The organism is Phenylobacterium sp. RIFCSPHIGHO2_01_FULL_69_31 (assembly GCF_001824475.1).
Taxonomy (GTDB): Bacteria; Pseudomonadota; Alphaproteobacteria; order Caulobacterales; family Caulobacteraceae; genus Phenylobacterium.
Genome location: NZ_MHXN01000037.1, coordinates 143,235 through 160,293 on the forward strand (window position 1 = coordinate 143,235; position 17,059 = coordinate 160,293).

The following is a 17,059-nucleotide window of genomic DNA, read 5'->3' on the forward strand; positions in this document are numbered from 1 at the left end:
GGTGGGAGTGACGTCCTGGACTACAACGGCCGGCAAATGCCCGGCGCGGCCTGCGTGTCTGGGTGGCCGGGACAAGCCCGGCCATGACGATCTTTGGTACTGTTCCCGCTGCCGCAATGGATGGACCCTATGGCGGATGGCGAATGCGGCCTGTAGCGTCGCCCCCTGCTTCAGCTTCACTGGATGCCCGCGTGCTCAAGACCCTGACGACCGCCCTGCTGGCCACTGCCCTCGCCGCGCCCGCCTTCGCCGCACCGCCCAAGGTGGATCCGGCCCTGCACGCCGAGGCGCTGAGCATCCTGAAGACCAGCATCGGCTATCGCACCGTGCAGGGCGGCGACCAGTTCGTGCCCTATGCCGAGTACCTGAAGGGCAAGCTGGTGGCGGGCGGCTATGCGCCGTCCGAGATCACCATCGAGCCGATGGCGGGCACGGCGTTCCTGATCGCCCGCTATCCGGGCAAGGACCCGAAGAAGAAGCCGATCGTCATCTCCGGCCACATGGACGTCGTGGAAGCGAAGCCTGAAGACTGGACGAGGGATCCGTTCACCGCGGTGGAGGAGAATGGCTACGTCTTCGGCCGCGGGGCCACCGACAACAAGTTCGACGTGTCCATGATCGTCGCCACCCTGGCCCACCTGCGCAAGTCGGGCTGGAAGCCGGGCCGGGACGTGGTGCTGGCGCTGTCGGGCGACGAAGAGACCACCATGAAGACCACCGCCGCCCTGGCCGAGCGGCTGAAGGGCGCCGAGCTGGTCCTCAACGTGGACGGCGGCGGCGGCTCGCTCACCGAGGACGGCAAGCCGATCAGCTTCGGCATCCAGGGCGCCGAGAAGACCTATGCCGACTTCCACCTGACCGTGACCGACCCGGGCGGCCATTCCAGCCGGCCCACGCCCACCAACGCGATCTACCGGCTGGCCAAGGCGCTGGACAAGCTGGAGGCCTATCAGTGGCCGACGCAGCACAACGAGATCACCCGCGCCTCGCTGGCGGCGGCCGGCGGGAACACGCCGGGGGCGGTGGGCGAGGCGCTGAAGGCGTTCGCCGCCGACCCGACGAACGCGGCGGCCATCAAGACTATCCGCGCCGACCCGGCCTGGAGCCCGGCCCTGCACACCACCTGCGTGGCGACCATGCTGAGCGGCGGCCATGCGCCCAACGCCCTGCCGCAGAAGGCGGTGGCGACGGTGAACTGCCGCATCTTCCCCGGCACCTCGTCGGCGAGCGTCAAGGAGACCATCGGCCAGGTCGTGGGCGGCGATGTGAAGGTCGAGCGCCTGGACGACGGCTCCATCGACAGCCCCGCCTCGCCGCTGCGGGCCGACGTGATCAAGGCGGTGACCAAGGCCGTCCACGCCCGCTTCCCCGGCCTGCCCATCGTGCCGAGCCAGGCGTCGGGCGCCACCGACAGCATGTACTTCCGCGCCGCCGGGGTTCCGAGCTACGGCGTCTCGGGCCTGTTCATGAAGGACTCGGACGAGTTCGCCCACGGCCTGAACGAGCGGGCGCCTATCGCGGCCATCGAAGGGGACCTGGCGCACTACGACTCGATCCTGAAGGATCTGGCGAAGTAGGCGCCGCGCCGTCAAAACCGCTTCACTTCCGTCACGGCGCCGGGACCATCCTCCCTGAAAGAACATGTGATCTGGGAGGATCCGATGCACGACCTGATCATCCGCGGCGGGACCATCGTCGATGGCACGGGGGCCGAGCCTTATCGCGGCGACGTGGCGGTGGACGGCGACCGGATCGTGGCCGTCGGCAAGGTCGAGGGGCCGGCCCGGCGAGAGATCGACGCGAGCGGCCTGATCGTGACGCCCGGCTGGGTGGACATCCACACCCACTACGACGGCCAGGCCACCTGGGACCCGGTGATGGCCCCCTCGTCCTGGCACGGGGTGACCACGGCGATCATGGGCAACTGCGGGGTCGGCTTCGCCCCCGTGCGGCCCGATGCGCACGACTTCCTGATCGAGCTGATGGAGGGGGTGGAGGACATCCCCGGCTCGGCCCTGGCCGAGGGGATCGACTGGAAGTGGGAGAGCTTCCCCGAGTACCTCGACGCCCTGGAGGCCAAGCCGCGGGCGATCGACGTCGGGACCCACGTGCCGCACGCCTCGGTGCGCGCCTACGTTCTGGGCGACCGCTGCAACACCGACTACCAGCCCAACGCCGACGAGATCGCGCAGATGGCCGAGATCGTGCGGGAGGGCGTCCAGGCCGGGGCCCTGGGCTTCTCCACCTCGCGCACCCTGCTGCACAAGGACCTGAAGGGCGTCCACATGCCCGGCACCTTCGCCGGCTCGGACGAGATGCTGGCCCTGGGCCTGTCCATGAAGGGCCTGCGCCACGGCGTGTTCGAGATGGTCTCGGACCACCTGGGCGACGACGACGAGTGGATGTGGGTGAAGGGTTTCGCCGAGCAGACCCGGCTGCCCGTGACCTTGGTCGCGACCTCGGCCGGCGCCTACGAAGGCGACAAGATGTACAACATCGCCGAGGAGAGCCGCCGGCACGGGATGGACATCCGCCCGCAGATTGCCGGGCGGCCCACGGGCATCCTGCACGGCCTGACCTCCAGCTTCCACGTGTTCATGGCGAGCCCCACCTGGAAGGCGAAGCTGGCCGACGCCTCGCTGGAGGACCGGCTGGCGTTGATGAGGACGCCGCAGATCCGCGAGGCCTTGCTCTCCGAGGACAGCCCGCTGATCCGCGCGGCCATCGGCGAGGGCGAGGCCGGGGACCTGGCGGTGGCGTTCGGCGGCAGCTTGCTCTGGCGGATCTTCCCGCTGGGCGAGCGGCCGAACTACGAGCCCGACCGCGAGGGTAGCGTGGCGGGCCTGGCGGAAGCAGCCGGCGTCCCGCCGCTGTCGATGATGTACGACCTGCTGCTGCGGGACGAGGGCCGCGAGCTGTTCTACCAGCCGCTGGGCGGCTACCAGACCTACAACTTCGACTTCTTCCGCAAGAACATGCAGCACCCGAACGTGCTGTTCGGCCTCTCGGACGGCGGGGCCCACTGCGGGGTGATCGCCGACGCCGGGATGCCGACCTTCATCCTCAGCTACTGGGCGCGCGACCGGGTGAAGGGCGAGCGGTTCCCCCTGGAGTTCCTGGTGCGCAAGCTGACCAGCGACACCGCCCGCGCCTATGGCCTGAACGACCGCGGGCAGCTGAAGCCCGGCCTGCTGGCGGACCTGAACGTCATCGATTTCGAGGCGCTGCAGCTGCACCGACCCGAGGCCATCCACGACCTGCCGGCGGGCGGGCGGCGACTGGTGCAGAAGGCCGACGGCTATCGCTACACGGTGAAGTCGGGCCAGGTGACCTTCGAGGACGGCCGGCACACCGGCGCCCTGCCCGGCGGCCTGGTCCGCGGCGGCCGCGAGGCGGTGATCCTGCCGATGGCGGCGGAGTAGCGGCCGTCCCCCCCCTTCCTGGGGAGGGTGGATGCGAGTGAAACGAGCAGACGCGTGGGGAGCGCGAGATCAGCCGTCGAGCCTGATCCTTTAAGCCCCACCCTGACGACTTCGTCGTCTGTCCTCCCCGTTAAGGGAGGGACTTAGCGCCAGTACTGGTAGCGCCAGGCTTCCTCGAAGCCGGCGCGCTTGTAGAGGTTCTGGGCGGGGTTGCCGCCTTCGACCTGCAGGAAGATGCGGTTGACCTGCCGCGCCTCGGCGGCGGCGCCGAAGAGGGCGAGAAGGCGGCTGGCAAAGCCCGAGCCGCGGCGGTCCACGGCCGTGCGCATGCCATGCACGCCGGCCCAGCCGTGACCGAAGCTGACGACGCCCACCGCCACGGTGCGCCCGCCCTCGCGGATGGCGCCATAGAGGGCGTCGGGCGCGTCGGTGAGTCGGCGCACGCGGTGCGCGCCGTCCACCGGATCGAAGCCTTCGCCCAGGAACACTGCGCCCCAGGCCTCGTCGGGATGGTCCAGCAGGTCGGCGAAGGGCACGGCCACCTGGGCCACGCGCTCGGCGGGGGCCGTCATCACCAGGGTGGGCTTCTCGCCCACATAGCCGCGGCGGGACAGCTCGGTGACGACCGCCGCCAGCCCCGGGACGTCCGCGACGCGGAAGGCGGGCTTCAGGCCCCGGCCGCGGTAGGCCGCCTCGATCTCGTCCAGGGCCGAGGCGTCCAGGTCATGGCGAAGCGGGACGGCGCTCTTGGCCCGGCCGATCGTGCCGTCGTCGAGCGGGACCAGCCAGCCGCCGATCTCCAGCACCTGCGGCGGGGCCACGGCCTCGACGGTGGCGCGCTCCAGGCTCTCGATGTCGGCGGGGTCCAAGGTCAGCCTTTTTCCCGCATCAGGCGGGCCTTGTCGCGCTGCCAGTCGCGCTCGGCCACGCTCTCGCGCTTGTCGCGGGTGTTCTTGCCCTTGGCCAAGGACAGCTCCAGCTTCGCCAGACCCTTGTCGGACCAGTAGAGCTTGGTGGGGATGAGCGTGCGCCCTTCCCGCTGGACGGCGCCGATCAGCTTTTCGATCTCGCGGCGCTTGAGCAGCAGCTTCCGGTGGCGGCGGGGCTCATGGTTGAAGTGCGGGCCGGCCTGGGCGTAGGTCGGGATGTCGGCGTTCACGAGCACGATCTCGTCGCCCTCCACCGCCGCGTAGCTCTCGGCGATGTTGGCCTTGCCGTTGCGCAGGGACTTCACCTCGGACCCGGTCAGCGCGATGCCCGCCTCGAACGTCTGCTCGAGGAAGTAGTCGAATCGCGCGCGCCGGTTCTCGGCGATCAGCTTCCCGGCCATGTCAGATGACCCCGGCCTCGCGCATGCCGGCCAGGACCTCCGCGCGCGCCGCGTCCGAACAGGGCACCACCGGCAGGCGGCCCGCCTCGTCGCAGAGGCCCAGGTGGGACAGCGCAAACTTGGTGGGCGACGGGCTGGCGTCGGCGAACAGCGCCTTGTGCAGGCGGATCAGGCGGTCCTGCGCATAGAGCGCTTCCTGCCAGCGGCCGGCCAGGGCGTCGTTGTAGAATGCCGAGACCTGCTCCGGCGCGACATTGCAGGTCACCGAGATGCAGCCGTGGCCGCCGTGCGCCATGTAGCCCAGGGCCGAATCGTCGTTCCCCGACAGCATGACCCAGTCCTCGCCGCACTCCAGGCGCTGGAGGCTGGCGCGCGGCAGGTCGCCGGTCGCGTCCTTGATGCCCACGATGTTCGGCAGCTTGGCCAGGCGCGCCAGGGTGGCGTTGGAGATGTCCACGCCGGTCCGGCCCGGCACGTTGTAGACCAGCACCGGCAGCTGAACCGCGTCGTTGATCGCCTTGTAGTGGGCGTAGAGGCCCTCCTGGCTGGGACGGTTGTAGTAGGGCGTCACCACCAGGGCCGCGTCGCAGCCGATCGTCTTGGCGTAGCGCACCAATTCGATCGCCTCGTCCGTAGAATTGGAGCCGGCCCCCGGGATCACCGGCACGCGGCCCTTCGCCGCGGTCACGCAGAGGTCCATCACGCGACGGTGCTCTTCGTGGCTGAGGGTGGAGGCTTCGCCGGTGGTGCCGACGGGAATGAGGCCGTGCACGCCGCCGGCGATCTGGCGCTCGACCAGGGACACGAAAGCGTCCTCATCGACCGCGCCATTGCGGAAAGGCGTCACGAGCGCCGGCAGGACGCCGCGGAAGAGAGGTTCGGACATGTCGGATATGTAGGTGTGCAAAAGACCGTGAAGATGTCGCCTAGTGAGGCGACGTTCAGATTTGCGCGGACAATATGTTGCCGCGGGCTTAGGCCGCAATGTTGATTCCGTGCATTCCCCAAGTCGGGGGGAGACCTTTTGGATATTCGAGTTCGTAACGCCCTGCTCATCGGCTGCGCCGCCCTCGCGGCGACGGCGGTCGCGCACGCCCAGACGCCCGACCCGATCGGGGAGCTGCTGGGCAAGCCCGAGCTGCCGGCCGCGCCGCAGCCCTATGCGCCGCCGCGCCAGACCGTGGCGCGGCCGCTGAGCGCCAGCGACCAGGCGCTGTTCGCCCAGGGCCTGACCGCCGCCAAGCGCGGCGATATTTCCGGCGCGAAGAACGCGATCGCCAGCCTTTCGGATCCCGTCGCCCGCAAGGTCGTGACCTTTGCGATGGTCGACGTGAGCTCCTACCAGCTCGGCTTCTACGACCTGGACGCCGCGCGGCGCGACCTGACCGGCTTCCCGCGAGGCGCGCGCCGCCAGATCGCGGCCGAGAAGGTGCTGGAGACCGCCGGCAAGACCCCGCAGCAGATCGTCGACTGGTTCGCGGGCCAGCCACCGCAGAGCGCGCAGGGCGCCATGGCGCTGGCCTCGGCCTATCGCAGCCTGGGCCGACAGGCCGAAGCGGCCGACCTGATCCGCGGCTGGTGGCGGGACAGGAGCTTCGAGGCCGACGTCCAGCGCACCATGCTGACCCGGTTCGGCGACATGCTGACGCCGGACGACCACGTCCGCCGCGCCGACATCCTGCTGTACGGCGCGCAGGGCCCGGCGGCGCGCGACGTCGTCGCCATGCTGCCGGCCGAGCACCAGCCTGCCGCCCTGGCGCGCATCTCGCTGCGCGGCAACGTCGACGGCAATTTCAACCAGCTCTCACCTGCCGACCAGGCCCATCCGGGCGTGGCGTTCGAGCGCGCCGCGTTCCTCCGCCGCCGGGGACTGGAGAGCGCGGCGATCGCAACCCTGCCGGCCGTGGCGCCCGAAGCGGCCACCGCCGAGCACGCCGAGCGCGCCTGGGACGAACGTTACCGCCTGACCCTGTGGGCCATCCGCAGCGGCGACTGGCGCGCCGCCTATCGCGCGGCCGCCAACACGGGCCTGAACAGCGGGGCCGACGCCACCGAGGCCGAGTTCTACGCCGGCTGGATCGCCCTGAACCGACTGAACGATCCGGCCGCCGCCGCCCGTCACTTCGCCGCCATCGAGCGGATCGGCAGCTCGCCGATCACCCGCGGCCGCGCCCTCTACTGGATGGGCCGCGCCGCGGAGGCCGCCGGAGATCGCGCCGGCGCGGAGACGCACTACTCGCGCGCCGCCGAGCACTCGACCACGTTCTACGGCCAGCTCGCGGCCGAGAAGCTGGGCCTGAAGCTGGTGCTGCCGGCGGACCCGGTCGCGACCGAGGCCGAGCGCGCCCGGTTCGAGGCCCGCGACGAGGTCCAGGCCATGCGCCTGTTGGCCGACCAGGACCAGCGCGACCTGTTCCGGGTCTTCGCCCTCCACATCGACGACATCGTCCCGAGCCGGGTCGAGGCGGCGCTGCTGATCGACGCGATCCGCGGCTATGGCGACCAGGACACCTCGATGAAGGCGGCGCGGGGCGCGGCTCAGCGGGGGCTGATCCTGGCCGACCGGGCCTATCCCTATCGCACCCCGCCGCAGGTGGCGGGCGCGCCGGAGCCGGCGCTGGTGCTGGGCATCACCCGCCAGGAAAGCGGCTTCGACCCCTCCGTGCGCTCGCACGCCGACGCGCGGGGTATGATGCAGCTGCTGCCGTCGACCGCGGCCACGGTCGCCCGGCGGATGGGCGTCAGCTACTCCGCCGCGATGCTGTACGAGCCGGACTACAACATGCGCCTGGGCTCCAGCTTCCTGGGCCAGCTCGTGAACCGGTTCTCCGGGTCCTACATCCTGGCGGCGGCGGGCTACAACGCCGGTCCGGGGCGGCCTCCGCAGTGGATCTCCATGTGCGGCGACCCGCGCGCCGGCGGGCAGGACCCGCTGGACTTCATCGAGTGCATCCCCTTCTCCGAGACCCGCAACTACGTGATGCGGGTGATGGAGAACATGCAGGTGTACCGGGCCAAGCTGAACGGCGGAACCGCGCCGATCACGCTCTCCAACGACCTGAAGCGCGGCGGCTACAGCTATGCGGCCCAGGGCTCGGCGGTGGCGAGCAACCCCTAGGCGGCCGCCGGCTTGGTCTTGAACCAGGCCGCCACGAACAGCGCCGCCAGCAGGAGGTCGGGGCTGGCCAGGGCCGGGACCGTCACCGGGATGCGGCCCTGGGCGTAGAGGGCCCAGCAGACGCCTGCGTAGGCCAGCTTGCCGCCCGCCCCGATCAGCATGAAGGGGCGGTACGCGGCCGGATTGCGGCCGATCACCAGGTAGCCGATCTGCATGGCGAAGGTGGACACCGCGAAGCCGTAGTAGGTGTCGGGGTGGCTGAGCGGCCCGGTCTGGCTGGCGATCACGGGCTCGAGGAAGAACAGCGAGCCGATGATCAGGACGCCCCAAAGGCCGCCGATCGTGAACACCCATTTCGCGAACGTCATCGCGCCCTCCCCCGATTTTGGGGAAGCTTAGGCGCGGGCCGGGCCGTCAGTCGATGACCAGTCCGTGCAACATCCCGTCCAGGGTGATCTGCATCAGCTCTTCGGCGTCGGCGAAGTCGAAGTTCGGCCGCACGATCAGCAGCGCCACGACCCCGTGGCAGGCCATCCAGAGCGCCTGGGCCGCCGAGTCGGCGGCGCCCATGCGCAGACGGCCGCTGGCGGCCACCTCCCGGACGACGCCGCTGAAGGCCTCGTAGCACTTGCCGCTGAGCTCGGTGGTCCGTTCGGGCCGCGGGTCGGTGGGCGCGGCCGAGGCGGCGCAGTAGACGAGCTGGTAGGCGTTGGGATGCTCCAGGCCCCAGCGCATGTAGGCGTCCAGCATCATCCGCGTGCGCACCACCGCGTCCAGCGGCCGGCCGGCGATCTCGGTGTTCCGCTCCAGGAGCTGGCTTAGGGTGCCCTCGACGATCTCGTGGAGGATGCAGGCCTTGTCCTGGAAATGCATGTAGAGCGCGGTGGAGGAGACCCCCACCTCGTCGGCGATCTTGCGGATCGTGGCGCCCTCGTAGCCCTCGGCCACGAAGATGCGTTCGGCGGCTTCAAGGATCTCCTGACGCCGGAGATGTCCGTCGCCCTTGGCCTTGCGCGCGGTCTTCCGCGTCGCGGTCGCGACTGAACTCATAACATTCCCCATACCGTCCCCCCACGTAGCGGACCCCAAATCGCCAGGTGTGACAAGTCTTTGTCGGTGGGCTGGACGGGCGGCGCCCTCTGCGCGTAAGGGGCCGGCTATGAGCCCGCCCCAAATCGCCGCGGCGTCCGAGGTGATGCGCACCACCGGCTGGGCCGACTACGCCCTGCTGGATTCGGGGCATGGCCGCAAACTGGAACGGTACGGCCCCTACACGGTGGTCCGGCCCGAGCCGCAGTGCCTGTGGACGCCCCGCCTGCCCGCCAGTGCGTGGGAGGCGGCGGATGCGGTGTTCGACCCCAGCGACGAGGAGGACGCCGGCCGCTGGCGGTTCAAGGGGCAGCCGGTGGAGCGCTGGCCGCTCGGCTGGGGCGAGGTGAAGTTCCACGGCCGCTTCACCGCCTTCCGGCACCTGGCCTTCTTTCCCGAGCAGGCGGCGAACTGGGCCTGGCTGGACGAAAAGGTGCGGGCCGCGGTCGCCGAGGGGGGCGAGGCGCCGCCGCGGGTGCTGAACCTGTTCGGCTACACCGGCGTCGCCAGCCTGGTGATGGCGGCGGCCGGGGCGGCGGTGACCCACGTGGACGCCTCCAAGAAGGCGGTGGCCTGGGCGCGGGAGAACGCCGAGCTGTCGGGCCTGTCCGACCGCCCGGTTCGGTGGATCGTCGAGGACGCCAAGAAGTACGTGGCCCGCGAGGTGCGCCGCGGCTCGACCTACGAGGGGATCATCCTGGACCCGCCGAAGTACGGCCGCGGGCCGGACGGCCAGGTCTGGCGGCTGTTCGAGGACCTGCCTGAACTTGCCGGCCTATGCGCCCAACTTCTTTCGGAAAACGCCAGGTTCCTGGTGTTGAACGCCTATGCCGAGCGGATCTCCGGCGCGGCGCTGGCGGGCCTGCTGGCTGAGAAGCTGGACGGGCGCGGCGGGCGGATCGAGTGGGGCGAGCTGGCGCTGGAGGAACAGCGCGGCGATCGGGCCATCGGCATGAGCTTCTTCGCCCGGTGGAGCGCATGAGCGCGCGCACCATCAGCTCGCTGCAGAACCCGACGGTGAAGGCGGTCCGGGCGCTGCACATGCGCAAGGAACGCGACGAGACCGGCCTCTTCGTCGCCGAGGGGCTGAAGAACGTCATCGAGGGGATCGACACCGGCCACGCGCCGAAGATACTGATGCACGGGCCCGACGCCGCCAGCCATCCGATGATGCAGAAGGCCGTGCAGGCGACCCTGGCCGCCCGCGGCGAGGTGATCGAGGTCACCCACGACATCCTGGCCAAGGTCTCGCGTCGCGAGAACCCGCAGGCGGTGGTGGGCGTGTTCCCGCAGGCGTTCGTGGCGCTGGCCGAGGTGACGCCTGGCGTGGCGCAGTGCGTGGTGGCGCTGCACCGCGTGCGAGACCCCGGCAACCTCGGGACCATCATCCGCACGGCCGATTCCGCCGGCTGCGGGGCGGTGGTGCTAGTGGGCGAGTGCTGCGACCCCTATTCCGTCGAGGCGGTGCGGGCGACCATGGGCTCGATCTTCGCCGTGCCGCTGGCGAGGGCGACCGAGGAGGCGTTCGCGGCGTGGCGGACGGGCTGGACCGGCTCGGTGGTGGGCACCCTGCTTTCCGCCACCGTGACCCACAGCGCGGCGTCCTATGCGAAGCCGGCCATCGTGCTGATGGGCAACGAGCAGCAGGGGCTGACGCCGGACATGGCCGCCCTCTGCGACGTGAACGTGAAGATCCCCATGCGCGGCCGGGCCGACAGCCTGAACCTTTCGGTGGCCACCGGGATCATGATCTACGCCGCCACCGCCTGACGCCGTGTCACAGCCGGGGCTCCTCCTCCGTCCTAGGGGCAGAGAATGAGGAGATCCCCCCATGTCCAAGCGCCTGAACCCCCATATCGTCGCCCCCCAGGCCATGAAGCCGATGGTCGACATCGAGGCCTACCTGTCCGGCTGTGGCCTGGAGCACAGCCTGATCGAGCTGGTGAAGATGCGGACCTCGCAGATCAACGGCTGCGCCTTCTGCCTGCACATGCATTCGAAGGACGCGCGCGCCGCCGGCGAGACCGAGGAGCGGCTCTACCTGCTGAACGGCTGGCGGGAATCCACCCTCTACACGCCGCGCGAACGCGCCGCCCTGGCCTGGACCGAGGCCCTGACCCTGCTGGCGCAGACTGGCGCGCCGGACGCCGACTATGAGGGGCTGTTCCCGCACTTCGACGAGACCGAGGCGGTGAACCTGACCCTGCTCATCACCACGATCAACGCCTGGAACCGCATCGCCGTCGGCTTCCGCAGCCAGCACCCGCGAGCGTGGAAGGTGGCGGCGTAGGGGGCGGAAGTTGCTCCCCCTTTGGGGGAGCTGTCGGCGAATGCCGACTGAGGGGGCCGCTCAAAACAATCGATCTGAGTGGAAGCCCCCTCCGGCGCTTCGCGCCACCTCCCCCGACGGGGGAGGAATTGCGATGTCTAGGTCCCCCGCGGCTTGGCGCGGGCGGTGGGGGCGGCGGTGGCCGGGTCTTCGGGCCAGACGTGCTTGGGGTAGCGGCCGCGCATATCCGAGCGGACGTCTTTCCAGGAGCCCTTCCAGAAGCCCGGCAGGTCCTTGGTGGTCTGGATGGGGCGGTGGCCGGGGGAGAGCAGCGACATGGTGATGGGCACGCCCGCGACGGTGGGATGCTGGGCGATGCCGAACACCTCCTGCACCCGCACGTCCACGCGGGGACCGGCCTCGGCGGCGTAGTCGATCGTGAAGCTGTTGCCCGTAGGCGCGGTCCAGCGGGCCGGCGCCTCGGCGTCGAGGCGGCGTTGCAGGTCCCAGGGCACGAGGGTGCGCAGGGCGCCGTCCAGCGTATCGGGCTTGAGGGCGGACAGGCCGCGTACGCCCGCCAGGACCGGCGTCAGCCAGTCATCGAGGCACGCCAGCAGGGCCGAGTCCGACAGGTCGGGCCAAGCGGGGTCCCGGGCGTGGAGGAAGGCCAGGCGCTCGCGCAGGCTCTGGGCCGCCGCGCCCCACGGCAGCGCTTCCACGCCCTCGCGGCGGACGCGGTCGGCCAGCGCCCGGGCGATCAGCTCCGGATCGGGGTTGTCGTCGACCTCCTCGCGGATCGTCAGGCGGCCCAGGCGCGTGAGACGCTTGGCGCGCAGCCGGCCGCCGCCGCTTTCCTCCAGGCGTTCCTCGACCTCGAACTGGGCCCGGAAGGCGACGAGCTCGGCCGGCGCCAGCGGCGCGGCCAGAAGGATGCGGTCGCGGCGATCGCCGCCGCCCAGCTCGGCCACCGCAAGCCAGGGTTCGCGGGCCAGCGCATCCGTGGGCTCGACGAAGGCGCCGCGGCCCGTGACGAGCTGGAACTCGCCATGCCCGCCGCGCGCCTTGGCCACCCGCTCGGGATAGGCGAAGGCCAGCAGCAGGCCGTCGGACAGGGGCTCGCCCTTCCCTGGCTTGCCGCTGAGACCCGTCCAGCGGTCGGCCAGGGCCTTGGCGTCGCGGGCTCTCGGGCTGCGGTCGCGCTCCAGCGCATCGAGGCGGTGGCGCAGATCGGCGTCGCGTCCGCCGAGGCCCCGTTCGGTGATCAGCGCCGCGATGCGGGCGGCCCGCAGCGCCTGGCCGGTCTCGGCGGCCTTCAGCACCATGTGGGCCAGGCGCGGCGCCAGGGGGAACTCGGCCAGGGCGCGGCCGTGGGCGGTGAGCACGCCCCCCTCGTCCAGCGCCTCCAGCCGACGCAGCAGGGCGCGGGCCTCGGCGAAGGCGGCGGCGGGCGGCGGGTCGAGGAAGGCCAGGCCTGAAGCGTCCTTGGCGCCCCAGCGGGCGAGGTCGAGGGCCAGGCCCGACAGGTCGGCGTCCAGGATCTCCGGGTCGGCATAGGCTAGCAGCGCCCGCGTTTCGGCCTCGTCCCACAGTCGATAGCAGGCGCCGGGCTCGGTGCGGCCCGCGCGGCCGCGGCGCTGGTCGGCGGCGGCGCGGGAGACGCGGACGGTGGCCAGGCGCATCAGGCCACTGGCCGGATCGTAGCGCGGCACGCGGGCCAAGCCGCAGTCGACGACCACCCGCACGCCCTGGATGGTCAGGCTGGTCTCGGCGATTGACGTGGCCAGGACCACCTTGCGGACGCCCGGCGGCGGCGGCTCGATGGCGCGGTCCTGGTCGCGCGGGTCGAGGGCCCCATAGAGCGGGGCGATCTCGACGCCCGGGCGGGCCCGCTCGCGCAGGCGCTCGGCCGTGCGCAGGATCTCCCCCTGGCCGGGCAGGAAGACCAGCAGGCTGCCCGTCTCCTCCGCCAGGGCGCGTTCGACGGCGCGGACGGCCTGGTCCTCGATCCGCAGCCGGTCGTCGCGGCCGAGGTAGCGGGTCTCGACCGGAAACATGCGCCCCAGGCTTTCGACCACCGGCGCCGCGTCCAGCAGCCGGGCGACCGCCGCGCCGTCGAGGGTCGCCGACATGACCAGCAGGCGCAGGTCGTCCCGCAACACCCGTTGTGCGTCCCGAGCGAGCGCCAGCCCCAGGTCGGCGTCCAGGCTGCGCTCGTGGAACTCGTCGAAGATCACGCAGGCGACGCCCGCCAGCTCCGGGTCGGCCAGGACCATGCGGGTGAAGACACCCTCGGTGACGACCTCGATCCGCGTGGCGGCCGAGACGCGGCTCTGCATCCGCACCCTGTAGCCGACCGTCTGGCCCACGGGCTCGCCCAAGGACTTGGCCATCCGCTCGGCGGCGGCGCGGGCGGCGAGCCGGCGGGGCTCCAGCACGATGATCTTGCCGCCGGCCCACGGCTCCTCCAGCAGCTCAAGCGGGACCACGGTGGTCTTGCCCGCCCCGGGCGGCGCGACCAGCACGGCCGCGTTCGCCGCGGCGAGCGCAGCCTTCAGGTCGGGCAAGGCCTCGTGGATGGGCAGCATTCGCCCGGCTCTAGCCTGCCAGGAGGGCATATGAAAACGCCTTCGGGCGTTGGCGCTTGACCGCAAGGGCACAAGCAAGCCACGGTCGCGCCAAATTTTACCTGGGCGGCTCGGGGGCCGCCGTTCGGAGGAATATATGTGGCGCGTTAAGCCGCTCGACGCGATCCTGGCTACGGCCGAAAAGAAGTCACTCCATCGCTCGCTCGGGCCGTTCCAGCTCACCATGCTGGGCATCGGGGCCATCATCGGCACCGGGATCTTCGTCCTGACGGCGGAAGCCGCGCAGAAGGCGGGCCCGGGGATGATCCTGGCCTTCATCATCGCAGGCTTCGTCTGCGCCGTGGCGGCGCTCTGCTATGCCGAAATGGCGGCCATGGTGCCGGTTTCCGGCTCGGCCTACACCTACAGCTACGCCGTGATGGGCGAGCTGCTGGCCTGGATGGTCGGCTGGGCGCTGATTCTCGAATACGCGGTCGCGGCCGGCGCCGTTTCGGTGGGCTGGTCCGGCTATGTGGTCGGCCTGCTGGAGAACGCTTTCTCGATCGACATACCCGACCTCCTGGTCCGCGGTCCCTTCGACGGCGGGATGGTCAATCTGCCGGCCGCGGGCATCGCCCTGGTCGTCACGGCCCTGCTGGTGATCGGCACACGGGAATCCGCCACGGTCAACGCCTTCCTGGTGGCGATCAAGGTGGCCGCCCTCAGCCTGTTCGTCGTGCTGGCGGTGCCGGTCATGAACATGGAGAACTTCAACCCGTTCATGCCGCTGGGCTTTGCCGGCGTCTCGGCGGCGGCGGCCTCGATCTTCTTCGCCTACGTGGGCTTCGACGCGGTCTCGACGGCCGCCGAAGAGACCAAGAACCCGCAGCGGAACATGCCCATCGGCCTGATCGGTTCGCTGGGGATCTGCACGATCTTCTACATCCTGGTGGCGTCGGGCGTGATCGGCACGGTAGGCGCCCAGCCTGTCCTCGACGCGTCGGGCGCGGGCATGCGGCCCGGCAGCCCGGAACTCAGCGCCGCCTGTGCGGCCCTGGGCGACACCAAGGTGGTCTGCTCGAAGGAAGCGCTGGCCTGGACCCTGCGCGAAATCGGCTGGCCGCAGATCGGCAACCTGATCGGCCTCGCCGCCGGCCTGGCTCTGCCCTCGGTCATCCTGATGATGATGTTTGGCCAGACCCGCATCTTCTTCGTGATGAGCCGCGACGGCCTCCTGCCGCCGGTGCTGTCCAAGGTGCACCCGAAGTTCAAGACGCCGCACGTGATCACCATCATCACCGGCATCTTCGTGGCCCTGTTCGCCGCCTTCTTCCCGGTGGGGATCCTGGCGGACATCTCGAACTCGGGGACGCTGTTCGCCTTCGCCATGGTGGCCATCGCCGTCCTGGTGCTGCGGCGCACCGATCCCGACCGCAAGCGCCCGTTCCGGACGCCGGCGGTCATCGTCGTGGCCCCGCTGGCGGCCATCGGGTGCGTCTACCTCTTCGTGAGCCTGCCGCACGAGACGCAGCTGATGTTCGTCGGCTGGGCGATCGTGGGCCTCGTGGTCTACTTCGCCTATGGCTACCGCAAGAGCCACGTGGCGCACGGGTCGCCCGAGACCCACGAGCTGGACGCCGACGCACCGCCAAACCCGGTGCCGCCGCTGCCCGGCGCCGAGTAAACCGCGACGGAAAGGCCCGGGATCGCTCCCGGGCCTTTTCTTATGGGCCGCAAGCCCCGATCATGGGGCCGACATGAACGCCCCTGCCCCGCCCCTGCCCATCCGCGCGATGATCGCGCCGGTCACCCCGCTCCAGCAGAACTGCACCATCGTGTGGTGCGCCAAGACCAACAAGGCGGCGATCATCGATCCCGGCGGCGAGGTCCCGAAGCTGATGGAGGCCCTAGAGAAGCAGGGGCTGACCCTGGAAAAGATCTGGATCACCCACGGCCACCTGGACCACGCGGGCGGCACGGCGGCCCTGAAGGCGCTGACCGGTGTCCCGATCGAGGGCCCGCACCCCGACGACCAGTTCTGGATCGACGACATCGGCGCCAGCGGCGCCAAGTGGGGCATGCCGGAGGCCCAGAGCTTCACCCCGGACAGGTGGCTCAAGGACGGCGACAGAGTGTCGCTGGGCGAGACCGAGTTCGAAGTCATCCACTGCCCCGGCCACACCCCCGGCCACGTGGTCTTCTTCCACCGCCAGGCCCGCTTCGCCCAGGTGGGGGACGTGCTGTTCCAGGGCTCCATCGGACGGACCGATTTCCCGAGGGGGAACTACAAGGACCTGATCGACGCGATCACCGGAAAGCTGTGGCCGCTGGGCGACGACGTGCGGTTCGTGCCCGGCCACGGCCCGATGTCGACCTTCGGCCAGGAGCGGAAGACCAACCCGTTCGTCGCCGACGACGTCCTGGCCGATCCATGACCCGGCCCGTCACGGTTGGGACACCTCGGTTTCAGTTGAGACATTTGCCCGTTACGGCCGGCGGACAAGCTGGCGCCCATGGAGCTTGCGACTGACATGGCCGGGGCCGGCGCCCGAATCCTGATGGTGGACGACGATCCGGGTATCCGCGACGTCGTCTCCGACTTCCTGGGCAAGCATGGGTACAAGGTGGACACCGCCGGGGACGCGACCGAGATGGAGCGCGTGCTGGAGCGTGGGCCCGTCGACCTGATCGTGCTGGACATCATGATGCCGGGCGAGGACGGGCTGGCCGTCTGCCGCCGCCTGACCACCACCGAGAACGCGCCGCCGATCATCATGCTGTCGGCCATGGGCGAGGACACCGACCGCATCGTGGGCCTGGAGCTGGGCGCCGACGACTACCTGGCCAAGCCGTGCAACCCGCGCGAACTGCTGGCGCGGGTGCGAGCCGTGCTGCGGCGGGCCGAGCAGCGGACCACCAGCGGGGCGCTGGGAGCCGGCTGCGAGTTCGCCGGCTGGCGGCTTGACCTGGTGCGGCGCGAGCTGCGCTCGCCGGCCGGGGTGGTGGTGAACCTGAGCTCGGGCGAGTTCTCCCTGCTCCGCGCCTTCGTGGAGCGGCCGCAGCGGGTGCTGACCCGCGACCAGTTGCTGGAGTTCGCCCGCGGCCCCGACAGCGACGCCTTCGACCGGGCCATCGACGTGCAGATCAGCCGCCTGCGGCGTAAGCTCGACGACGGCGGCGGCGGACACGACCTGATCCGCACGATCCGCAACGAGGGCTACATGTTCACGGCGAAGGTGAAACGGGCGTGACGCCCTTCGGGAAGGT

At 70.7% G+C, this 17,059-nt stretch carries 15 protein-coding genes; 9 read left to right on the top strand and 6 right to left on the bottom strand.

The genetic code is table 11. From position 1 onward, the window contains the following. Window positions 1–191: 191 nt before the first annotated feature. The gene (locus A2790_RS20235) at window positions 192–1,577 is read left to right on the top strand and encodes a M20/M25/M40 family metallo-hydrolase (protein ID WP_293395609.1); all 1,386 of its coding nucleotides are present in this window, start codon (window positions 192–194) and stop codon (window positions 1,575–1,577) included. An 84-nt stretch (window positions 1,578–1,661) separates the two neighbouring features. Continuing rightward, the gene (locus A2790_RS20240) at window positions 1,662–3,422 is read left to right on the top strand and encodes a D-aminoacylase (RefSeq protein WP_293395611.1); all 1,761 of its coding nucleotides are present in this window, start codon (window positions 1,662–1,664) and stop codon (window positions 3,420–3,422) included. A 143-nt stretch (window positions 3,423–3,565) separates the two neighbouring features. On the opposite strand, the gene A2790_RS20245 is transcribed toward A2790_RS20240, so the two are convergent. From A2790_RS20245 to dapA, 3 genes are read right to left on the bottom strand one after another with little or no spacing between them, the layout of a single operon-like run. After that, window positions 3,566–4,291, bottom strand: a complete 726-nt coding sequence (locus A2790_RS20245) for a GNAT family N-acetyltransferase (protein WP_293395614.1) — start codon at window positions 4,289–4,291, stop codon at window positions 3,566–3,568. A gap of 2 nt (window positions 4,292–4,293) precedes the next feature. Further along, window positions 4,294–4,752, bottom strand: a complete 459-nt coding sequence (gene smpB / locus A2790_RS20250; protein WP_293395617.1) for an SsrA-binding protein SmpB — start codon at window positions 4,750–4,752, stop codon at window positions 4,294–4,296. 1 nt (window position 4,753) lies between these two features. Continuing rightward, window positions 4,754–5,638, bottom strand: coding sequence for a 4-hydroxy-tetrahydrodipicolinate synthase (dapA, locus tag A2790_RS20255; protein ID WP_293395620.1), 885 nt, complete (start codon window positions 5,636–5,638; stop codon window positions 4,754–4,756). A 138-nt stretch (window positions 5,639–5,776) separates the two neighbouring features. On the opposite strand from dapA, the gene A2790_RS20260 reads away from it, so the two are divergent. After that, entirely contained in the window at window positions 5,777–7,870 is a 2,094-nt protein-coding gene (locus A2790_RS20260; RefSeq protein WP_293395623.1) for a transglycosylase SLT domain-containing protein, read from the top strand. Here A2790_RS20260 and A2790_RS20265 read toward each other — a convergent pair. Next, entirely contained in the window at window positions 7,867–8,238 is a 372-nt protein-coding gene (locus tag A2790_RS20265; protein WP_293395626.1) for a hypothetical protein, read from the bottom strand. The genes A2790_RS20260 and A2790_RS20265 overlap by 4 nt on opposite strands. Before the next feature lie 46 nt (window positions 8,239–8,284). Next, window positions 8,285–8,920 carry a TetR/AcrR family transcriptional regulator gene (locus A2790_RS20270; protein WP_293395630.1) on the bottom strand — a complete coding sequence of 212 codons (636 nt, stop codon included), beginning with the start codon at window positions 8,918–8,920 and terminating at the stop codon, window positions 8,285–8,287. A gap of 109 nt (window positions 8,921–9,029) precedes the next feature. Between A2790_RS20270 and A2790_RS20275 the strand changes: the two genes are divergently transcribed. The 3 genes from A2790_RS20275 to A2790_RS20285 all read left to right on the top strand — a co-directional run bounded on the left by A2790_RS20275 (window position 9,030) and on the right by A2790_RS20285 (window position 11,249). Beyond that, entirely contained in the window at window positions 9,030–9,941 is a 912-nt protein-coding gene (locus tag A2790_RS20275; RefSeq protein WP_293395633.1) for a class I SAM-dependent methyltransferase, read from the top strand. Then, a complete protein-coding gene (locus A2790_RS20280; RefSeq protein ID WP_293395636.1) occupies window positions 9,938–10,729 on the top strand; it encodes an RNA methyltransferase in 792 nt (263 codons plus the stop codon). The genes A2790_RS20275 and A2790_RS20280 overlap by 4 nt, the downstream gene beginning before the upstream one ends. 61 nt (window positions 10,730–10,790) lie before the next feature. After that, window positions 10,791–11,249 (top strand): carboxymuconolactone decarboxylase family protein, encoded by a 459-nt coding sequence (locus A2790_RS20285; RefSeq protein WP_293395639.1) that lies wholly within the window; start codon window positions 10,791–10,793, stop codon window positions 11,247–11,249. 137 nt (window positions 11,250–11,386) lie between these two features. Here the strand turns inward: A2790_RS20285 and hrpB are convergent, their stop codons facing one another. Beyond that, entirely contained in the window at window positions 11,387–13,813 is a 2,427-nt protein-coding gene (gene hrpB / locus A2790_RS20290) for an ATP-dependent helicase HrpB (protein WP_293395642.1), read from the bottom strand. Window positions 13,814–13,949: 136 nt separating this feature from the next. Here hrpB and A2790_RS20295 point away from each other — a divergent pair, with 136 nt between their 5' ends. The 3 genes from A2790_RS20295 to A2790_RS20305 all read left to right on the top strand — a co-directional run bounded on the left by A2790_RS20295 (window position 13,950) and on the right by A2790_RS20305 (window position 17,043). After that, window positions 13,950–15,476 (top strand): amino acid permease, encoded by a 1,527-nt coding sequence (locus A2790_RS20295; protein WP_293395644.1) that lies wholly within the window; start codon window positions 13,950–13,952, stop codon window positions 15,474–15,476. Between the two features lie 73 nt (window positions 15,477–15,549). Beyond that, a complete protein-coding gene (locus A2790_RS20300) occupies window positions 15,550–16,227 on the top strand; it encodes an MBL fold metallo-hydrolase (protein ID WP_293395647.1) in 678 nt (225 codons plus the stop codon). A 78-nt stretch (window positions 16,228–16,305) separates the two neighbouring features. Next, window positions 16,306–17,043, top strand: coding sequence for a response regulator (locus tag A2790_RS20305; protein ID WP_068876752.1), 738 nt, complete (start codon window positions 16,306–16,308; stop codon window positions 17,041–17,043). Window positions 17,044–17,059: the final 16 nt, after the last annotated feature.

Excerpts from the sequence above, each read along its gene's own strand:
- hrpB (WP_293395642.1), bottom strand. The coding sequence starts at position 13,813 with ATGCTGCCCATCCACGAGGCCTTGCCCGACCTGAAGGCTGCGCTCGCC.
- A2790_RS20270 (WP_293395630.1), bottom strand. The coding sequence starts at position 8,920 with ATGAGTTCAGTCGCGACCGCGACGCGGAAGACCGCGCGCAAGGCCAAG.
- A2790_RS20300 (WP_293395647.1), top strand. The coding sequence starts at position 15,550 with ATGAACGCCCCTGCCCCGCCCCTGCCCATCCGCGCGATGATCGCGCCG.
- A2790_RS20280 (WP_293395636.1), top strand. The coding sequence starts at position 9,938 with ATGAGCGCGCGCACCATCAGCTCGCTGCAGAACCCGACGGTGAAGGCG.
- smpB (WP_293395617.1), bottom strand. The coding sequence starts at position 4,752 with ATGGCCGGGAAGCTGATCGCCGAGAACCGGCGCGCGCGATTCGACTAC.
- A2790_RS20295 (WP_293395644.1), top strand. The coding sequence starts at position 13,950 with ATGTGGCGCGTTAAGCCGCTCGACGCGATCCTGGCTACGGCCGAAAAG.
- A2790_RS20285 (WP_293395639.1), top strand. The coding sequence starts at position 10,791 with ATGTCCAAGCGCCTGAACCCCCATATCGTCGCCCCCCAGGCCATGAAG.
- A2790_RS20265 (WP_293395626.1), bottom strand. The coding sequence starts at position 8,238 with ATGACGTTCGCGAAATGGGTGTTCACGATCGGCGGCCTTTGGGGCGTC.
- A2790_RS20275 (WP_293395633.1), top strand. The coding sequence starts at position 9,030 with ATGAGCCCGCCCCAAATCGCCGCGGCGTCCGAGGTGATGCGCACCACC.
- dapA (WP_293395620.1), bottom strand. The coding sequence starts at position 5,638 with ATGTCCGAACCTCTCTTCCGCGGCGTCCTGCCGGCGCTCGTGACGCCT.
- A2790_RS20240 (WP_293395611.1), top strand. The coding sequence starts at position 1,662 with ATGCACGACCTGATCATCCGCGGCGGGACCATCGTCGATGGCACGGGG.
- A2790_RS20305 (WP_068876752.1), top strand. The coding sequence starts at position 16,306 with ATGGAGCTTGCGACTGACATGGCCGGGGCCGGCGCCCGAATCCTGATG.